This is a genomic window from Deltaproteobacteria bacterium (assembly GCA_019310525.1).
Taxonomy (GTDB): domain Bacteria; phylum Desulfobacterota; class DSM-4660; order Desulfatiglandales; family HGW-15; genus JAFDEE01.
The window spans coordinates 54,879-72,135 of record JAFDEE010000001.1 but is presented as its reverse complement, the minus strand read 5'-3'; the positions used below and the strand labels follow the sequence as shown (position 1 = coordinate 72,135).

Annotated in this window: 12 protein-coding genes; all 12 read left to right on the top strand. The window is 56.1% G+C overall.

Going from position 1 to position 17,257, the window contains the following annotated elements:
* The first annotated feature begins 23 nt into the window (after positions 1 to 23).
* The 12 genes from JRF57_00270 (at position 24) to JRF57_00215 (ending at position 16,876) form a co-directional block, all read left to right on the top strand.
* Positions 24 to 1,640, top strand: a complete 1,617-nt coding sequence (locus JRF57_00270; protein ID MBW2302125.1) for an ABC transporter substrate-binding protein — start codon at positions 24 to 26, stop codon at positions 1,638 to 1,640.
* A 46-nt stretch (positions 1,641 to 1,686) separates the two neighbouring features.
* Complete coding sequence (locus tag JRF57_00265) at positions 1,687 to 2,703, top strand: ABC transporter permease (GenBank protein ID MBW2302124.1); 1,017 nt, start codon at positions 1,687 to 1,689, stop codon at positions 2,701 to 2,703.
* 12 nt (positions 2,704 to 2,715) lie between these two features.
* Positions 2,716 to 3,630: an ABC transporter permease gene (locus JRF57_00260; protein ID MBW2302123.1), complete on the top strand. Its 915-nt coding sequence runs from the start codon at positions 2,716 to 2,718 to the stop codon at positions 3,628 to 3,630.
* A 6-nt stretch (positions 3,631 to 3,636) separates the two neighbouring features.
* Entirely contained in the window at positions 3,637 to 4,614 is a 978-nt protein-coding gene (locus JRF57_00255) for an ABC transporter ATP-binding protein (GenBank protein ID MBW2302122.1), read from the top strand.
* 53 nt (positions 4,615 to 4,667) lie between these two features.
* Positions 4,668 to 5,621, top strand: a complete 954-nt coding sequence (locus JRF57_00250) for an ABC transporter ATP-binding protein (GenBank protein MBW2302121.1) — start codon at positions 4,668 to 4,670, stop codon at positions 5,619 to 5,621.
* Between the two features lie 127 nt (positions 5,622 to 5,748).
* Positions 5,749 to 8,202 (top strand): hydantoinase B/oxoprolinase family protein, encoded by a 2,454-nt coding sequence (locus JRF57_00245; GenBank protein MBW2302120.1) that lies wholly within the window; start codon positions 5,749 to 5,751, stop codon positions 8,200 to 8,202.
* The gene (locus tag JRF57_00240; protein ID MBW2302119.1) at positions 8,141 to 9,439 is read left to right on the top strand and encodes a hydantoinase B/oxoprolinase family protein; all 1,299 of its coding nucleotides are present in this window, start codon (positions 8,141 to 8,143) and stop codon (positions 9,437 to 9,439) included. The genes JRF57_00245 and JRF57_00240 overlap by 62 nt, the downstream gene beginning before the upstream one ends.
* Before the next feature lie 133 nt (positions 9,440 to 9,572).
* Entirely contained in the window at positions 9,573 to 10,967 is a 1,395-nt protein-coding gene (locus tag JRF57_00235; GenBank protein ID MBW2302118.1) for an aminopeptidase P family protein, read from the top strand.
* 251 nt (positions 10,968 to 11,218) lie between these two features.
* Positions 11,219 to 13,306 carry an FAD-dependent oxidoreductase gene (locus JRF57_00230; GenBank protein ID MBW2302117.1) on the top strand — a complete coding sequence of 696 codons (2,088 nt, stop codon included), beginning with the start codon at positions 11,219 to 11,221 and terminating at the stop codon, positions 13,304 to 13,306.
* Entirely contained in the window at positions 13,299 to 14,450 is a 1,152-nt protein-coding gene (locus JRF57_00225) for an FAD-binding oxidoreductase (protein ID MBW2302116.1), read from the top strand. The genes JRF57_00230 and JRF57_00225 overlap by 8 nt, the downstream gene beginning before the upstream one ends.
* A 90-nt stretch (positions 14,451 to 14,540) precedes the next feature.
* Positions 14,541 to 16,682, top strand: a complete 2,142-nt coding sequence (locus JRF57_00220) for an aldehyde:ferredoxin oxidoreductase (protein MBW2302115.1) — start codon at positions 14,541 to 14,543, stop codon at positions 16,680 to 16,682.
* Positions 16,679 to 16,876 (top strand): MoaD/ThiS family protein, encoded by a 198-nt coding sequence (locus tag JRF57_00215; protein MBW2302114.1) that lies wholly within the window; start codon positions 16,679 to 16,681, stop codon positions 16,874 to 16,876. The genes JRF57_00220 and JRF57_00215 overlap by 4 nt, the downstream gene beginning before the upstream one ends.
* Positions 16,877 to 17,257: the final 381 nt, after the last annotated feature.

The following is a 17,257-nucleotide window of genomic DNA, read 5'->3' as shown; positions in this document are numbered from 1 at the left end:
TAATTGCAAAAGGAGCAGGAGAAATGAAAACAGTAATCAAATTACTGGCATGCATCGGAATCATCGTCTTGGTCTCTTCAGGATCGGCCTTGGCCGCGGAAAGACCGCTACGAACTTCATGGGCCTGGCCGACTTACATCGACCCTGCAGTAGGCTCGGATTATTCCAGCACACACGCACTGGTGAATATTTACGACACCTTGGCCTTTCCCGACACCAACGGAGATCCTCAGCCACACGTAGCCACCAGTTGGAGCCTCTCCGATGACAATCTGGTCTGGACTTTCAAGCTTCGGCCGGGGATCAAATTTCACGACGGCTCGGAGCTGACCGCCGAGGACGTAAAGTTCTCCATGGAGCGACTTTTGGCCATAGGCCAGGGATACGCCCATATTTTCGTCGGGACCGTGGACAGGGTAGAGGCCCCGGATAAATACACCGTCGTTTTCCATCTGAAAAAGCCCTTCGGCCCATTCCTGTCCGCCTTGTATCGGCTCTACATCCTCAATAAAGACTTGGTAATGGCCCACATCAAGAAGCCGGGGCCTTACGGTGAGATGGGGGATTACGGAAAAAAATGGCTGGTCACCCACGACGCCGGCTCCGGCCCTTATAAAGTTAAGAAGTTCAAGGTTGAGGAGCGGTTGGTCCTGGAGTTGGTGCCCGACTACTGGCTGCCTCTTGATCCCAATGTCCCCGATGAATTCATCATGCTCGGGACCACAGAGGCGGCCACCGTACGGACCCTGATGTCCCGGCGGGAACTGGAGGTTTCCGACCAGTGGCAGACCGACGAGGCCTTGCAGGCCCTGGACAAGATCAAGGGAGTTGATGTCTTTCAAGGCTTCTCAGGCGGTGAATTCTACTTCATGATCCATACCAAAAAGCCCCCCACAGACTGCATCCATTTCCGCAAGGCCATGGCATACGCCTTTGATTACGAGACAGTGCCCAAGTACCTCTTCCCCGGCAGTGTTGTTTCACGGGGGCCGATTCCCCACGTGGTCCCCGGTTTCAACCCGAACGTCTACCAGTACAAGCGTGACCTTGCCAAGGCCAAGGAAGAGCTGAAGAAGTCCAAGTATTACGGCAAGCTCGACCAATACCCGATCGAGGTCCACTGGGTGGCCGAGGTGCCGGACGAAGAAAAAGTGGCCCTGATGTTCATGTCCAACATGGCAGAGATCGGCATCAATGTTAAAGTGGTCAAGGTCCCTTGGATGTCGGTCGTGGAGGAGACCGCGGCCATCGACACCAGTCCGCATATCGTGACCATCTTTGATCAGCCGCATTACCCGGAGGCGATTTCACTGCTGGAAGCCAGATACGGCTCTTCCTCGGCCGCCACCTGGGAGCAGAACGAGTGGTTGATGGACAAGAAATTCGACGAGATGATCAAGGACGCCCTGGAGACGGTGGATCGCAAAAAACGGTTTGAAAAATGCTATAAAATCCAGGACTACATAGTCGATCTTTGCCCTACCCTGTTCATCTTCGACCAGGCCCTCCGCCAGGCCTACCAGTCGGCCTATGTCGACTGGCCTGAGGCCAAAGGAGAGCGTATTCCCATTATGGGCTATTCATTGGTCGGTCGCCTGATGAAGGTCTTTCCTGAAAAACGGGCCGAGCTCTTGAAGTAAACAGGAGTGGATGGAAGGAGGCAAGGCCTCCTTCCAAAATTAGGATATGACTCTGCTTAAGTTCATCGCCAAGCGTCTGGGTTACGCCGCCGGGGTGCTGATCGGCCTGTCCATCCTGCTGTTCATGATCGCCCGGGTCATGCCGGGCAATCCGGCCCGGATGGCGCTCGGCCCAAGGGCACCTCAATGGGCCATTGAGAGACTTCAGGAAGAAATGCATTTGAACGCCCCAATCTATATTCAATATTACTACTGGATCAAGGGGGCGGTTCGCGGGGATTTCGGTGAATCCCTGATCAGCCGGCGGGATGTGGCCGAGGATATCAAGGAGTATTTCCCGGCCAGTCTTGAACTGGCCCTTTATGCGGCCGTTATCATGGGAGTGATGGGGGTCTTTTTCGGCGTCATCTCCGGCTGGTTCGCCAATACCTGGATAGACAATGTGGTCAGGGTGTTCGCCTACATTGGGGTGGTAACTCCTTCTTTTGTTTTCGCCATATTTTTTGTTCTTATTTTCAGTTATTGGCTGGAAATTCTGCCTACCATAGGCAGGCTTAGTTCAGGCATTGCCCCTCCGCCGGAAATTACCGGCATGTTGACAATAGATTCCCTGCTGAGCGGCAACTTCCAGGCCTTCTGGGACGGCCTGAAGCACGTCATTCTACCCGCCGTAAGCCTGGCCATGGGCCCCATGGCCCAGGAGGCTCGGATCACCCGCTCCTCGATGAGTGATAACGCCCAAAAGGACTTCATCGCCCTTGAGCGGACCTGCGGTATTCCAGAGAAGGTGATCATGTTCAAGTACCTGCTCAAGCCCTCCCTCATCCCGACCATATCCATCTACGGATTGGACATCGCCGGCTTGATGGGCAATGCTTTCCTGATTGAATTGATTTTCAACTGGCCGGGATTGTCCCGTTACGGCATGAACGCCATTCTTCAAAAAGATCTGAACGCCATGGTCGCATCGATATTGGTCTTCGGCCTGGTATTCATAACGCTCAATATTATCGTCGATCTGATCGTCGATTTTCTTGACCCCAGAATGCGTCACCGTGCCTGAAAGGATCCTGCCATGGGCCTGACAGATACAACCACCATCGATATCGATCAAGTGATGTCTCGGGCGAAAAGCGTCCGCTGGGAGAACATGCGCCGTTACTGGCACAGATTCTCTAAAAACCCGCTGTCCATCATCGGCATCATCACTGTGCTCGTCCTGGTCCTGTCCGCCGTATTCGCACCCCTGGTCGCCCCCCACCCGCCGTCGGCCGGCAAGTTCCTTAATTTTCCCGAGGCCAAGAAGCCGCCAAGCCTGAAGCATCTGTGCGGCACCGATATTTACGGACGCGATATCCTCAGCCGTATCTTTTTCGGGTTCCGGTACTCCCTGGCCATGGCCGGCATGGTCTTGACGCTGGTCGTTCCGGTCGGTGTCGTTTTGGGGCTGCTGGCCGGGTATTACCGACACAGTTGGATAGATACGGTGATAATGCGGCTCACCGACATCTTCATCGCCGTCCCGGCCCTGGTCCTGGCTCTAGCCATTTGCTCGGTCCTGACGCCCAGTCTTTTCAACGCCATGATCGCCGTCTGTCTTATGTGGTGGCCCTGGTACACCCGGATGATTTACAACGTCACCGCTTCGCTCAAAGGAGAGTATTTCGTTCAGGCTGCAGAACTTACCGGGGCCGGTAAGTTCCACATATTGTTCCGGGAGATCCTGCCCAACTGCTTGTCTCCCATTCTGACCAAGATGAGCCTGGACGCCGGCTGGGTCATTCTCATAGGCGCCTCCTTGAGTTACGTCGGACTTGGTGCCCAGGCACCCACTCCGGACCTGGGAAGCATGGTCGCCGAGGGCGGCAAATACCTGCCCGATCAGTGGTGGATTTCCATATTCCCGGCCTTTGCGATCATGCTGCTGGTGTTGTCTTTCAATCTGCTGGGAGACGGAATCAGGGATATGTTCGGTTCTGAAAGGGGATAGAGATCATTGGCTGATCCACTACTCGACATAAGGGATCTCAAGATCTGGTTCAAGGTTTTTGAAGGCCAGCTCAAGGTGATCAATGGGGTGAATCTGAAGATCTGGCCCGGAGAGAAGGTCGGCCTGATCGGCGAGATGGGCTGCGGCAAAACCACCACCATGAAGGCCGTGACAAAACTTCTATCACAACCTCCGGCCCGAATCGTTGGCGGCGAAATCCTCTTCAAGGGAAAAAACATATTGAAGATGGGTCGGCGCGAATTCCAGCAAATAAGACAAAGAGAAATATCAATGATCTTCGAGGATCCGACCGCAGCGCTGAATCCGGTCTTCACCGTCGGCACCCAGATAAGGGATGCGGTCAGATATTCAGGCGTTTTGGGTGAGAAGACAGGTAAGGAGGCGGTTATGGCCAAGGCCATACAGGCCCTGGAAGAGGTCTCCCTGCCTGATCCGGAAAGGGTGCTCAAAAACTATCCAATCCAGCTCTCCGGGGGTATGCGCCAAAGAATCTGCATCGCCCTTGCCCTGTTAAGCGCCAATACTCTGCTCATAGCCGATGAGCCCGATACATCCCTGGACGTTACCATCAAGGATCAGATTCTACGGCTGCTTAATGAAGTGGTCGAAAAAAAGGGGACTTCCGTTATCCTCATCACCCATTCCTTAGGGGCGGTCCGGAAAATGACAGACAGATTGTACGTCATGTACGCCGGGACTATGATCGAGAACGCCAGAACCAATGACTTCTTCTCTGATCCAAAACACCCCTATTCCCAGGTACTGCTGGCCGCCGCACCCCGCCTGACAGGAGGCGGCATCGGCCAGGGCATACAAGGGCGCATCCCCGAGTACCTCAACCCTCCGCCCGGCTGTCGTTTCCATTCGAGGTGTGAAAAGGCAACGCCCATTTGCAGGGAAAAAAAGCCTCCCAACATCCAGGTGGGTCCGGAGCACGAGGTGGCTTGTCATCTTTACTCCTGAAGGTATGCCACTTTGAAGAGCATTTTCGAAAATCGAGCAAGTGACGGTTGATCATGAGTATACTGGTCCTTGAAGACTTGAAAAAACATTTCCCCACCCAACAAGGCCTGGTCAAGGCCGCTGACGGCATCAGCTTCTCCATCAACAAGGGGGAAACTTTCGGGCTGGTCGGAGAATCCGGTTCAGGCAAAAGCACGGTCGCTTACACCCTGGTCGGCGCCTACCGGCCTACTTCCGGCAGGATCACTTTTGAAGGTGAGGATATCAGCCGGGAAAGCGCCAAGCGGACGTTGACCCAGAAGAAGAGGCTGCAGATCGTTTTTCAGGACCCGGGCTCTTCCTTGAACCCCGCCCGAACTGTGCAGCAGACCCTGGACATGCCCCTCAAGGTTCACAAGATAGGCAGAAACCGTAAGGAGCGCATCGAGAAGATCATCGAACTGCTTGAACTGGTTCAATTGCCGCCGGACTATATCTACAAATATCCTCCTATGCTTTCAGGAGGAGAGAAGCAGATGATCGGTATCGCCCGGGCCCTGGCAACGAGCCCTTCATTCATCATTCTGGACGAACCGACCTCGGCCCTCGACGTCTCGGTTCAGGCAAAAATCATCAACATGTTGAGGGACTTTCAAAAAAGGTTCCAACTGTCATATCTCTTCATCACACATGATCTGAGCCTGATGCGCAATGTCGCTTCCAGGGTGGCGATCATGTATCTGGGAAAGCTTTGCGAAATCGCGCCAACCAGGGAATTTTTTCGAAATCCTCAGCATCCCTACACTCAACTGCTTCTCTCTTCAATCCCGGTCATCACCGAAGAGGAAGAAGCGCTCAAGCCGGCCCAGGTCATCTCAAAAGGAGAAATCCCGAGTCCGGTCAACATGCCTCCCGGTTGCGGGTTTCATTTGCGGTGCCACAAAAAAATGGATGTGTGCTCGAAAGTGGATCCAGTGATCAAGGATCTTGGCGAGGGACATCTGGTGCGATGCCATCTCTACGAGTAGAGATTCCTGACAAGAAAAAAGTCGGGAGAGGGGAAAGAGTCGATCGTATTCGTTTGAATGTAATCGTTGACAAAGCCGAGATTTTTCAGGAAATGCATCACCAGAAAGACAATATGGAGGTAAACAGATGAGTTCCGGGGGAATTCTTCGTGTCGCCACCGATGTGGGCGGTACATTTACTGATCTGGTCTATCTTCAAAAAGACGAGGATGGAACACAGCGGATTGGAACGGCCAAATCGGACACCACTCCGCCGCACTTTGAGCAAGGGGTGATGGACGTACTGGATCAAAGCGGCCTGGATGTTTCGGCCATCGATTTTCTGGCACACGGTACTACAGTCATCATAAACGCTCTTACCGAGCGAAAGGGGGCCAAAACCGCACTGATCACCACCGAGGGATTCCGGGATATCCTGGAGATCGCCCGCGGCAACCGTCCCGACTTTTTCAATCTTAACTATCGCAAACCCAAGCCTTTTGTCCCCCGCTATCTTCGCCGGGAAGTGCCCGGCCGTATCTCTTATAAGGGTGAGGAGTTGAAGCCGCTGGACCTCTCCGGACTTCCAGCTATCCTCGACGACTTCAGGACGGAAGGAGTCGAGGCCATCGCCATCTGCTTCATCAATTCTTACGCCAACCCGGTCCATGAGCAGGCCGCTTCGGCCAGGATAAAGGAACTCTGGCCGGAGGTGGCGGTGGTGGCCTCTTACAAGATAACCCGCGAGTGGCGGGAATACGAACGGACCAATACAGCCGTTCTGTCGGCTTACGTTCAGCCGGTTGCCAGCCGTTATCTGGATCGGCTGATCGAGCGTCTGAACCGGGCCGGGTTCAATGGAAGCCCGTACATTATGCAGTCCAACTGCGGTGTAGACACGGTCGACAATGCCCGCCAGGTGCCGATTACCATGGTCGAATCCGGGCCGGCCTCGGGTGTTTGGGGTGCAGCGGCCCTGGGTCGGATCATCGGCGAGGAAAACGTTATCGCCCTGGACATCGGAGGCACCACCGCCAAATGCGGCCTGATCACCAATGGTCAGGCCAAGATCAACACCGATTACATGATCGAACGCACGCCGACTTCGGCTGGCTATCCGATCATGGTTCCGGTGGTAGACCTGGTTGAAATCGGCAACGGAGGAGGTTCAATCGCCTGGGTGGACGAATTCGGGAAATTGCACGTCGGCCCCCAGAGTGCCGGTGCAGTGCCAGGCCCTGTGGCTTACGGTAAGGGAGGAGTAGAAGTAACCACCACTGATGCAAACCTGGCCCTGGGCCGAATCAACCCCGATTACTTCTGCGGGGGAGCCCTTGTCGCAGACATGCCCGGGGTCAATAAAGCCCTGGACGGATTGGCCGCAAAGCTGGGGCTTGAGCGCCAAGAGGCGGCCCGGGGAGTCATCCGCATCGCCAATAACAATATGGTCAACGCCCTCAAGCTGGTCTCGGTCAACCGGGGACACGACCCGCGCGACTTCACGCTGATAGCCTTCGGCGGGGGCGGCGGCCTGCATGCCTGTGCTTTGGCCCTCGAGCTGGGCATCAAGAAGGTCATCATCCCGAAACAGTCGGCCGTTTTTTCCGCCTGGGGCATGCTCATGACCGACATCCGGCGGGATTATATCCTGACCCAAATCATCGAACTCTCCAGCGCCGATCCAGCCGGCCGGTTGGCGGCCGTCTTGAAGCAGATGGAGGAAAACGCTCTGGCGGACTTCGAGAAAGAATCAATCGACCGAAATAAGATCAGTTTCATCCGTTACGGCCGCTTCCGCTACCAGAATCAGGAGCACACCGTCGAAGTCGAATTGCCTCAGGGAGAGATCAGCCCTGACTTGATCAAGGAGATCGAGGAGAACTTCCACACCGATTACGAACGCGAATACACCTATCGGCTTGAAGCACCGGTGGAACTGGTAAGCTTTCACCTGGTCGCAGTGGCAGAGGTCGGCCGGCTCAACCCCCAGAAGATCGAGCCTACCGGACGCTCGCTCGCCGAGGCGGAGAAGGGTCGCCGACAAGTCGACTTCACCGAGGCCGGTATTCACGAAGCAGTCATTTACGACGGTGACCTCCTGGAACCGGGGATGAAGTTCACAGGTCCGGCCGTAATCGAAGAAGAGGGATTAGCCATGGAAAAAAGCTCCTTTGATCCGATAACCACTGAAATTATTCAGAGTTCACTCCAGGCGGCCGCCGACGAGATGTTCGCCGCCATGCGCCGGACGGCCATGAGCCCTATCATATACGAAGTCCTGGACATGGGCACAGCCATCTGCGGACCTGATGGCGAGTTGGCCAGCGCCGGAGCCGGCATCCCGGCCTTTGTGGGCATGCTTGACAAGGCGGTCAAAAAGATAATCGAAAAGCACAACAGCCCGGGCGCCATCGAGCCTGGGGATATCTTCACCACCAATGATCCTTTTTATGGCGGGGTGACTCACTTGAACGACGTCATCGTGGCCATGCCCGTCTTTGCTGAGGGCGAAATTATCGCCTGGACGGCGGACGGCCAACATGGCCCACTGGAACGACGTTGGCGGCATGGCCCCGGGCAGCATGTCAACCGATGCGACTGAGATTTTCCAGGAAGGCATCCAGTTGCCGGCAATCAAGCTCTTTTCCAGGGGGAAACCCATCCAGCCTGTGTTTGAAATTTTAAAGGCCAACAGTCGAATGCCCGATTTCCTGACCGGCGACCTCTGGGCCGGTGTGGCATCGATCAGGGTTGGCGAAAGACGTATCCGGGAGGTGGCCGACAAGTATGGCAAGCACTCCTTCCTCCATGCCGTTGAAGCTTACATGGACTATGGTGAGCGGGTCACCCTGGAGGCCCTGAAAAAATTGCCCCATGGCCGGTTCACCTGCGTCGAGGAGCAGGATGACGGCAAAATTTACAAAGTAACCGTTGAGATCACTGACGATCAGTTCATCGTCGACCTGAGGGACAATCCGGATCAAGACCCGGGACCGTTTAACATCAGCCGGGACGGAGCGGTCGTCGCCGCCCAAATGGTGATGAAATCGATCACCTCGGCCGACCGGATCTGTAACGGCGGCACCTTCCGGCCGCTGAAGGTACTGACCAGAAAGGGCAGCATTTTCGATCCGGAGAGGCCGGCCGCCATGGGCATCTATTATGAGAACGACGTCCGCTTGTATGATCTTATCTGGCGGACCCTGGCTGAAGCCATGCCCGAGAAGTTGCCCGCCGGCCATTTTGCCTCGATCTGCGGAACCCTTTTCGGCGGCATCCATCCCGATACCGGCCGGCACTACAGCGTGATCGAGCCGGAGCTGGGCGGCTGGGGCGAATCAGTATCCGGTGACGGCAATCCGGCAATGTTCTCCGGTTTCCATGGCGAGACCTATAACTGCCCGGCCGAGGTGGCCGAAGCCCGTTATGGGGTGACCGTCGACCGGTTCAGTTTCCACGACGAGGAAGGGGGAGAAGGCAAATACCGAGGCGGAAAGGGCGTCTGCATAGAATACCGCATCCGTTCGGACAACGCCTGGTTGACGGTGGCATACACCCGATCCAAGTTTCCACCCTGGCCCTTGAAGGGCGGCCGCAAAGGCTCACCGAATTACATCGAGGTGGTCCGCAACGACGGCACCATCGAGCGCTACTCGGTCGTCTCCGGCCTGAGCCTGGCCAAAGGTGAGGTGATTCGGATCAAGACCGCCACAGGGGCCGGATGGGGAGATCCGAATGAACGCGATGTGGAGCTTGTCCTGGAAGACCTGAAGAACGGCTACATCAGCCGGGAGCAGGCCGAAAAATATTACGCCCTGAGTCAACGCTCCGGCGATTGACATAAACACCAACGACCCCTGAGTCTGCCCAAGGGGATGGGCGGATTTGAAGAATGGATTTTAATCCTTTAGAGCAGGCGGGGCGAATCTACGGATTTTCGGCTCCGCTTGAGACACAGGAAAGAAAAGCCCCATGTTTCCAGTAGAAACCTATCAGAAAAGACGTAGCGGATTAAGAAAAGCATTATCCGGAGGCCTGGTCCTTTTTTTGGGGAATCTGGAATCGCCCATCAATTACCCGGCCAATGTTTATCCCTTCCGCCAGGACAGTTCCTTCCTTTATTTTTTCGGTTTGGATCGTCCGGGGCTGGTAGGATTGTTGGATCTGGATGAGGGCAGGGATTTTGTCTTCGGCGACGACTGTGATCTGGAAGAGATCGTCTGGAGTGGACCCAAAACCCCTCTCGCCGTGGAGGCCCATAGGGCCGGTGTGAACGGGGTGAGACCGTTTTCAGATCTGGCTGATTTTTTGAAAGATGCCGTCGAAAAAGGCCGCCGCCTGCGACTTCTACCGCCTTACCGGGCCGACCACCGCCTGACCTTGGCAGGCATGTTGTCGGTTCCGCCAGCGGCTGTGGATGGTTTCGTATCAAAGGAATTGATTCGGGCGGTGGTCTCGCTCCGTTCCATCAAGGGGGAGGAGGAGATCGCAGAAATTGAAAAAGCGGTGGCCATCGCGGGCGAGATGTTCCAGGCGGCCGTGGGACGGGCAGAACCCGGCGTGACCGAGCGGGAGCTTGCCTCTCTTATTCGGGAAATCGCCGCCATTCGAGGTGGGGGAAACCCATTTAACGCCATAGTGACCACCGACGGTCAGATACTCCATCTTTTTCCCAGGGATGTTGTGTTGGGCCAGGGCCGGCTGTTGCTCATCGACGCCGGGGCGGAGAGCGAACTTCACTATGCCAGCGACATTACCCGGACTTATCCAATCGGCGGTCGATTCACCACCCGTCAAAGGGAAATCTACGACATTGTTTATCAGGCCAACACCTATGCCGTGGAAACGGCCAGACCGGGCCTCACTTACCGGGAGGTTCATCTTGGGGCGGCAAAGGTCATCGCCTCGGGGCTCACGGATTTGGGGCTGATGAAGGGCGATCCCGAGGAAGCGGTGAAAGCCGGCGCCCACGCCCTTTTCTTTCCCCACGGGCTGGGGCATCTCCTTGGCCTGGACGTGCATGATATGGAGGGCTTAGGTGAGGACAACGTCGGTTACGACGACCTGGTTTCCCGGAGCGACCAGTTCGGTTTGTCTTATCTTCGTTTCGGTCGCAGTCTGGCACCGGGGATGGTGCTGACTGTTGAGCCGGGTTGTTATTTCATCCCACCCTTGATCTACCGATGGCAGAGCGAGAAGAGATTCGTCGAGTTCATCGATTACGATCAGGTGTCGGGCTACTTGGATTTCGGGGGAATCCGCCTGGAGGACGATATATTGATCACCGGAGAGGGATGTCGGGTGTTGAGCCTGACTATTCCCAAGGCGGCGGCCGAGGTTGAGGAACTCATGACCTCGAGGTCGTAAGCTGTTCGGCTCATTCCTGAAAGTCCTGCGTCCCTTGCACCCGCCCCAGCAGGCATGTCTTCACCAAACTTGAGATCCGTTTAACAAAGGCCCCAGAAAGTGCTTTACATTTTTCCCCGAGTTTTATAACGGTTAGACCATCTCGAAGGGGACAGACTCCCTTGAGGAAAGTGCGATGGATGAGAGGAGAAACAGGGATGCTTGGAAGCAGTGCCCATCTCACCCCAATGGATGAAGAAGGATGATCAAGTATGGAAACGAGGAGGATTACGAAACACCCAATCCTTGATGTCCCCCGGAAGCGGGAAGTGGTTTTTTCCTGGAACGGGGAAGAGCTCCATGGATACGAGGGCGAGATGCTTTCCTCGGCCCTCATGGCCAACGGGATACATGTCTTCGGCCACCATTACAAGGACCAGAGTCCCCAGGGGATTTTTTGCGCCAACGGCCAGTGTTCCCAGTGCCTTGTGGTGGCTGATGGGCGGCCGGTCAAATCCTGCATGACTCCTCTTCGGGAGGGGATGAGGGTGGAGAGCGTGGAAGGGCTCCCCAGGCTGCCGGAGGAAGATGCCGTTCCCCCGATCAAGGAGGCACCCGTAAGAGAGGTGGAGGTGCTGATTATCGGCGGGGGTCCCGCCGGGATGTCAGCGGCCATCGAACTGGGGAAACTCGGGGTGGATACCCTCATCGTAGACGATAAGTCGACCCTCGGAGGCAAGCTGGTCCTCCAGACCCACAAGTTTTTCGGTTCCGTAGAAGACTCCCACGCTGGGACACGGGGATTCGAGATCGGACGGATAATGGAGGCGAAGATCCGGGAGTTGGAGAGCGTGGAGTGCTGGTTGAACACTACGGCCGTAGGCGTTTTCTCCGATGGGATCGTGGGGGTCGTAAGGAGGAACCTGTACCGGAGAATCCGCCCGGAAAAACTGCTCGTGGCAACCGGAGCCCGCGAAAAAATGCTCTCCTTTCCGGGCAACACCCTGCCGGGAGTATACGGGGCAGGGGCTTTCCAGACCTTGGTGAACCGGGACCTGGTGAGATCCTCAGACAGGGTCCTGATCGTAGGGGGAGGGAACGTGGGCCTGATCGCCGGCTACCATGCCATCCAGGCAGGGATCCATGTGGCGGCCCTCATCGAGGCCCTCCCAAAGGTCGGTGGGTACAAGGTGCATGCCGATAAGCTCCGAAGACTCGGTGTGCCCATCTATACGAGCCATACAGTGGTGTCGGCCCGGGGGAGGGAGCGGGTAAGCTCTGTGACAATCGGGGAACTGGACGGAAGCTGGAACGTTATACCGGGCACTTACAAGACCTTCGAGGTTGACACGGTTCTTATCGCGGTGGGATTGGCCGAGGTGGACGAATTCTACTTGAAGGCCAAGGAATGGGGAATGGATGTTTACAGCGCGGGAGACGCCCGGGAAATCGCTGAGGCCTCGGCGGCCATGTTCGCGGGAAAGATCGAGGGGCTCAGGATCGCCAGGTCCCTTGGCCTTTACAAAGGTGAGATCCCAGAGGAATGGGACGAGAAGGCCGCAATCCTGAAATCCAAGCCAGGCCCCGTCCACCATCGGGAACAGACCGACAGAGAAGAAGGAGTATTCCCCGTTTTTCACTGCTACGAAGAAGTTCCTTGCAATCCCTGCACCTCGGTCTGCCCCCAGGGAGCCATCCGGACCGAAGGGGACAGGCTCACAGGACTCCCCTATATGGAGGACCTGTCCCTTTGCAAGGGCTGCCTGAACTGCGTGGCCGTCTGTCCCGGGCTTGCCGTGACCTTGGTAGACTACCGGGAGGATCCGGAAAACCCCATCGTGACCCTTCCTTACGAGGTTTGGAGGGAACGGGTGGAGGAAGGGAGTCAGGTTCCTGTTATGGATGAAGATGGGGCGCTCCTGGGGCATTACTCGGTGGTGAAGGTCCGATCCATGAAGAAGTATCCCGGGACCCTCCTGGTACAGGTCAGCATGGACCGGAAGACCGCCAAGCAGGCGGCGGGGATCCAGGTCCTGGAGAAACAGATTGAACCTTCTGATATCTACGAGAAGGAATCTCCGCCTGACGAAGCGGTGGTGTGCCGCTGCGAGCGGGTCACCGCGGGAGAGATCCGGGCCGCCATCCGGGAGGGCGTCAGGGACATGAACCAGTTGAAGGCCCTGACCCGGGCGGGGATGGGCGCCTGTGGATCCAAGACGTGCAGGCCCATGATCTGGCGCATATTCCAGGAAGAAGGAATCGATCTTACCGAGGTGACGGACAGGATCGATCGGCCCCTTTTCACGGAGGTCCCCATGGGGCTGCTGGCTGGTGTAAGGGAGGTGGACGACCATGAGTAACTGGGACGTGATTATCGTGGGAGCCGGGTCTATCGGCGTACCCGCTTCCATGGCCCTGGGGGAGATGGGTGTGAAGACCCTGGTCCTGGACAAGCACCCTTCACCGGGGCAAGGAGAAAACAAACATGCCATCGGGGGAGCCCGGGCGACCCATTCGGATCCAGCCAAGATTCTGACCTGTCTGAGGTCTCTGGAGATCTTCTCTACCTGGGAAGATCGGTACGGGGATTTCATCGAGTGGCTCCAAGGCGGATACACCTTTCCGGTTTACCGGCAAAAGGAGGAAGACCTCCTGAAAGGGATTCTCCCCATCCAAAAGCAGTACGGGCTCCATATCGACTGGGTGGGACCGGACCGGATCCGTGAAATCGTACCCGGAATCGTCACGGAGGGGCTCAGGGGCGGGACCTATTCTCCTGAGGACGGATCGGTTTCACCCCTCCTTGCATTGAACGCTTTTTACCGCAGGGCCCTTGCCCTGGGCGTCCGCTTCGTCTTTAAAGAAAAGGTTCGGGAGATCTTGGCCGAGAAGGGGAAAGTTGTAGGCGTGGCCACGGAAAAGGCGACCTACAGGGCGCCGGTCGTGCTGGATGCCGCGGGACCCTATTCCAGGGATCTCTGCCGCACGGTGGGCGTGGACATGCCTGTGGTTCCCGATTCCCATGAGGGGGCTATTACTGAGCCTGTTGAGCCTTTCTTCAGGTGCATGGTCGTGGACCTCAGGCCCGCCCCCGGCACCAAGAACTACTACTTCTACCAAAACAGCCGGGGCCAGGTGATCTTCTGCATCACCCCGGATCCTCCCATCGTGGGGACCGACAAACGGGAGACCTCCACCTTCCTCCCCCAGGTGAGCGCCCGGATGGTGAAACTCCTCCCGAGGCTCAAGAACCTGAGGGTGCGGCGGGTCTGGAGAGGACTCTACCCCATGTCTCCGGACGGATCTCCCCTGGTGGGATGGAACCGGGAGGTTGAAGGGCTGCTTCATGCCACGGGGATGTGCGGCCAGGGCTTTATGTTGGGGCCGGGGCTGGGGGAGGTCCTTGCCAGAATGATCACAGGGAGTACGAACGATAAGGATCGCATCATTCTGGAGGGGTTCGACCCCTACAGGGAATTCAAAGGCGCTGAGGCCCTAAAGTAGGGGAAGGAAGTCGGGGAGAACCCCAGTAAGGGGTTCTCGGTCCGGCAATAGAGAAAAATAAAGATGATCAAGGTTAACAGGGGGGTGAACATGTCGGGATTCCAGGTAAAAGAGATCAAGTCCTTTGGGTACAAGAGACCTACCATTGAACGGGGTTATGCCAATCAGACCCTTCACGTGAACCTGACAGATGCCGAAATTTCGATAAAACCGGTGTCCGACACCATGAAAAGAGTTTTCATCGGCGGAAAGGGTTTTGATTTGTGGTTGTTGTGGAATGCCGTCAAGGGCACAACGAAATGGAACGATCCCGAGAATGCCCTGTGTATCGCCAGCGGTCCCCTGGGTGGCACCCCTGTCTATCCCGGTTCGGGCAAAAGCATTGTGACTGCTCTGTCTCCAACGACGGGGTCGGTGATGGATTCCAACGTGGGAGGATACTTTGGGCCCTACTTGAAGTTCTCGGGGTTTGATGCGATGGAAGTGCAGGGAAAATCATCCCGGGAAGTGGTGGTCTATATCGATGGGGTGGAACAGAAAATCCGGATCCTTGAAGTCTCAGGGTTGGCAGACAATGCATACGAGATTTCCTCCACCCTGACAGAATACTTTGCTCAAGGAAAACCGAGAAGTGTCTCCGTGGTTTCAACGGGACCCGGGGCGAAACACACCCTGATCGGATGCCTCAATTTTTCCTGGTATGACCCGAAGCGGAAGAGGGTCAGGTACAAACAAGCGGGGCGTGGAGGGCTCGGCACCGTCTTCGCGGACAAGGGCCTCAAGGCCATCGTGGCTCGATGGGAGGAGGTCTCGGTGGACGTGAACGGGCCGGCCGACAAAGAGACCCTTGTCCGGGGCGGAAAAAGGTATTCCCGCGAGATCAGGGAACTCGACCCGAAGCAGAATGAGATGGCAAGTATCGGTACGACCCATCTCGTTCCCATCATGAACGACTTCGATCTCCTCCCAACACATAATTTCCAGTACGGTCGGCATCCCGGGGCCAACAATATAGGCAAGGATGTGTATCGGAACATCTTTGACCCGGGCTTCGACGGTTGTTGGATGGGATGCACAGTGGCCTGTGCCCACGGGGTGAAGGATTTTGTCCCTTTGACAGGGGCGTTCAAGGGAACCAGGGTATTCGTGGACGGACCGGAATACGAAACCATCGCCGGTTGCGGGTCGAATATCGGGATCTTCGATCCCTATACGATTCTCGAGATCAATTTTTACTGCGATGCCTATGGGCTGGATACCATCTCGGTTGGGACTTCCCTGGCATTCGCCATGGAATGCTTCGAGCGGGGGTTGATCAATAAAAAGCACACAGGGGGCATGGACCTTTCCTTTGGGAACCGGGAGAGCGCCCTCATGGTGATTCATCAAATGGCTCGTGGTGAGGGTTTCGGAAAGCTGGTGGGACAGGGAATCCGAAAAATGAAAAGCGTGTTCGCCGAAGAATTCGGTGCTGATGCGGCATTTCTCCAGGATATCGGGATGGAGGCCAAGGGACTCGAATTCTCCGAGTACATGACCAAGGAATCCCTCGCCCAACAGGGGGGGTATGGCCTGGCACTGAAAGGTCCCCAGCATGACGAGGCATGGTTGATCTTCCTGGACATGGTGCACAATTTTATGCCCACCTTCGAGCAAAAGGCCGAAGCCCTTCACTGGTTCCCGTGTTTCCGAACATGGTTCGGACTGTGCGGACTGTGCAAACTTCCCTGGAACGATATAGTGCCGGAAGACAACAAGGAAACACCGGAGCCTGCGAAGGTCATGAAACACGTGGAATGGTACGCAGAGTATTTCTCTGCGGTCACGGGCCGCCGGGTGACCCCGGGGGACCTTATCTCCATGAGTGAGGCGGTTTACAATTTCCAGCGTATCTTCAACCTTAAAATGGGGTTCGGCCGCAGGGAGCATGATGATATCCCTTACCGGGCGATGGGACCCGTGACCGTGGAGGAATATGAATCCAGGGCCCAGCGTTACGATGAGCAGCTCAAAGAAAATCACGGAGTGGATATAGCGGGAAAAAGCACGGCTGAAAAGGTCGCTTTGTTGCGCAGGTTCCGGGAGGAGAGGTACGAGAAACTCAAGGATGCCGTATATAAGCGCAGGGGCTGGACCAAGGACGGTATCCCCACGGTCCAAACCGTCAAGCGCCTGGGAATTGATTTCCCTGAAGTCTTGGAACTGCTGAAGGCGTCGGGAGTTGAAGAGTGATCAGGATCAGGGACAGGATGATCCCGTGGCGAAAAGGTATGACGGTCGCGGATCTCCTAAGGGAACTCGATGACCCCTATCCCTATGCCGTGGTCATTATCGACGGAAGGACGGTGACCAGGCCCAACTTTGAAAACACGCCCGTGCCCGACGACTCCGAGGTTCGTCTGATTCCCATGGTGGCGGGCGGTTGATCTTAGGCCTTTTTCCCGGTCCATTGATCACCCGGGCCTTCTCGCCCGATCGCTGCCTGCATCTACTTGGCCGCAGGCGGAAGAAAAGAGAACAAGAAACCAATGGGAGGTGCGTAATAGACTTGACGCACCTCTGTTTTTTTGATAGAAGAGCATCCCCGAGATATAGCCCCGCCTCAAGGGAGAAGCCGTTTCCGAGGGCCGCGCGGAACCCTTGAAATGGCAAGGGATTCAGAGGCTTTCATAGCCGGAGATCTTTTACGTTCAATTTTGTCCAAGATCAAGCCTCCGGCCCCTAGGGCCTGCGCCCCGGAGGGGAAGACAAAAATTTCAACCAGAAGAATACATCGAGTATTTCGTTGATTGAAATTTGAGTCTTGC